This is a genomic window from Parvimonas parva (assembly GCF_016552165.1).
In the GTDB taxonomy this organism is placed as follows: Bacteria; Bacillota; Clostridia; order Tissierellales; family Peptoniphilaceae; genus Parvimonas; species Parvimonas parva.
Map to the genome: position 1 here is coordinate 1 of NZ_JACVDA010000047.1, position 2,102 is coordinate 2,102.

The following is a 2,102-nucleotide window of genomic DNA, read 5'->3' on the forward strand; positions in this document are numbered from 1 at the left end:
TTTTGTTCAATTACTATTATACCTCTTTGAGATGTTTTTTTCTATTCTTACTGGCTAACTTAATTTTACAATATGGGGTAAATAAATTTCATTAATTTTTTCTTGTATTTTTCTTCATCGTATGGTTCAAATTCTCCATATTTTACGATTAAATCTCGGTATTGAACATAATGACAAAATGCGAATTTATCAACCTGTTGTTTTCCAAAAAATTCAAAATAACAATCCATCGGATAAATATGTTTTTCCTGACAAAACTTTTTAAATTCACAAATATAGTTGTATGCTGAAGCATATTTTACTTTACAAAATTTTTGCACATCCTTGTTATCTAGGTATGGACTTTCATTTTCTACAATCCACTTAAAATCTGTTCCTTTCATTTTCAAAAATTCACCCCTCATTTTGCTTTTTTTATTTTAGCTATGTTGTTATATGATTTTTATGCTAAAATTAAAATTTGATATGATTTTGTTCGATTTTTAGATATATATTTTCATACCACTTGCTTATTTTTGATTCAACATAAAAATTTGTATAAGCAAATCATAATTTTTTATTTTTTTAATTAAGCGAGAATTTTTACAAAATTCTCTAAAAAATTATCTATATCTCCAACAACTTCTCGGCTTTAAGAGAAATATTCTATTGAGTTTTCCATTACTCATTTCCTGTTCTTCTAACAAGCCAAAATCTATTAGTTCTTTTTTTAATTTTTCTGCATTGTTTTTTGGTACAGATAATACATATCCCATTTCTTCAGCTGTATGTGTTAGATAAACTCTACCATTGTCTGCCGGAAATTTTTTTATATTCAAAACAAGTAAAATTTGGCTATCTAACAAAACTGAATACAAAATCTTTGCTCCTGTAGATAGTTTTTCATATAGATTTCCATACATCAGCAATCTTGGTATCAATATGCAATCTGTTTTACCAAAAATATCATTATCCGAAAAATCCATTTTGCTCTTTTCGTCTAAAATTTCATAGCAATCCGAAATACTGTAATACAATTCATTTTTCCTATTCATAATTTTTCTCCTACATAATTTTTTTATTTTATTATTTTTAATTAACGGGAAATTTTTACAAATTTCCAAAAAAATATTCTTAAAATTTTTATCGTAGTTATATATATTTTTATATATATTTATCCTGAGTAGTAATATCTCAGAATATATTTATTAATCCTTGTTTAATTAATATACTAACCTAACCTATACTATCCTATACTGTGTATCCAAAACGTCTCCATTCTGGATACACCACTTTTTAAAACATTGAAATTTCAACATTTTATTTGTCATGTATCCAAATTGTATCCAGTTTACTTCCAAAACGGAACCAGTTTGGAGTCAGTTTGGAGTCAGTTTGGATACACTTTCTTCCGAAATGGAGACATTTTGGATACATCATTTTATTCTATTCTATCAACTCAATATCATTTTTTTTGTATATTCCATCGACAACTTTCAATAATTTTTTCTCAGTCTGAAATATAGTTTCTTTGTACCTGTCTTTTTTTATATAATTGTTTCTTTTCCAATGAACAATCACTATTACAGCACTATCAAAAGCAAAAATATAACCCTTAGTTATGAGCAATCTCAAGTCGTCTTCTCTTGTTCCTATCATTCTCAGTATCGTCTTAGGATTTCCTACAAATCCATCATCATCTGCATTCATATTCAAGTGCATATATAATGCCTGTGTTGACAAGGGCATATCTAAAAATACATCACTTGTAATAACCGATTTTGCAAACATTCTTCTTTCCGCCATTACAGTCCTCCTATTTTCGCATAAATATTCATTATTATCGTATATTTATAATGTGTTTACTTTTTGTTTTGTGTAAACTCTATTTTTACATTGTAGCATTATTTTTTTCAAATTCTTCTATGTCTTTAACTTTAATTTTATATGAACGTCCAAGTTTATATGCTTTTAATTTTTTCAACTTAATCCATTGTCTAACTGTTCCAACTGTAATGTTGTATTTATTAGCTATCTCTTCACATGTTCCCATATTGTAAAATTAAGTTAGCCAGTAAGAATAGAAAAAAACATCTCAAAGAGGTATAATAGTAATTGAACAA

4 protein-coding genes are annotated in these 2,102 nt (G+C 26.5%); all 4 read right to left on the reverse strand.

The window, feature by feature from the left end; genetic code table 11:
* Positions 1-65: 65 nt before the first annotated feature.
* Entirely contained in the window at positions 66-389 is a 324-nt protein-coding gene (locus IBJ83_RS08305) for a hypothetical protein (protein ID WP_201276075.1), read from the reverse strand.
* A 213-nt stretch (positions 390-602) separates the two neighbouring features.
* Positions 603-1,034, reverse strand: coding sequence for a replication initiator protein A (locus IBJ83_RS08310; protein ID WP_201276076.1), 432 nt, complete (start codon positions 1,032-1,034; stop codon positions 603-605).
* 391 nt (positions 1,035-1,425) lie between these two features.
* A complete protein-coding gene (locus IBJ83_RS08315) occupies positions 1,426-1,785 on the reverse strand; it encodes a hypothetical protein (protein WP_201276077.1) in 360 nt (119 codons plus the stop codon).
* 85 nt (positions 1,786-1,870) lie between these two features.
* Positions 1,871-2,032, reverse strand: a complete 162-nt coding sequence (locus IBJ83_RS08320) for a helix-turn-helix domain-containing protein (RefSeq protein ID WP_201276078.1) — start codon at positions 2,030-2,032, stop codon at positions 1,871-1,873.
* Between the last annotated feature and the right edge of the window lie 70 nt (positions 2,033-2,102).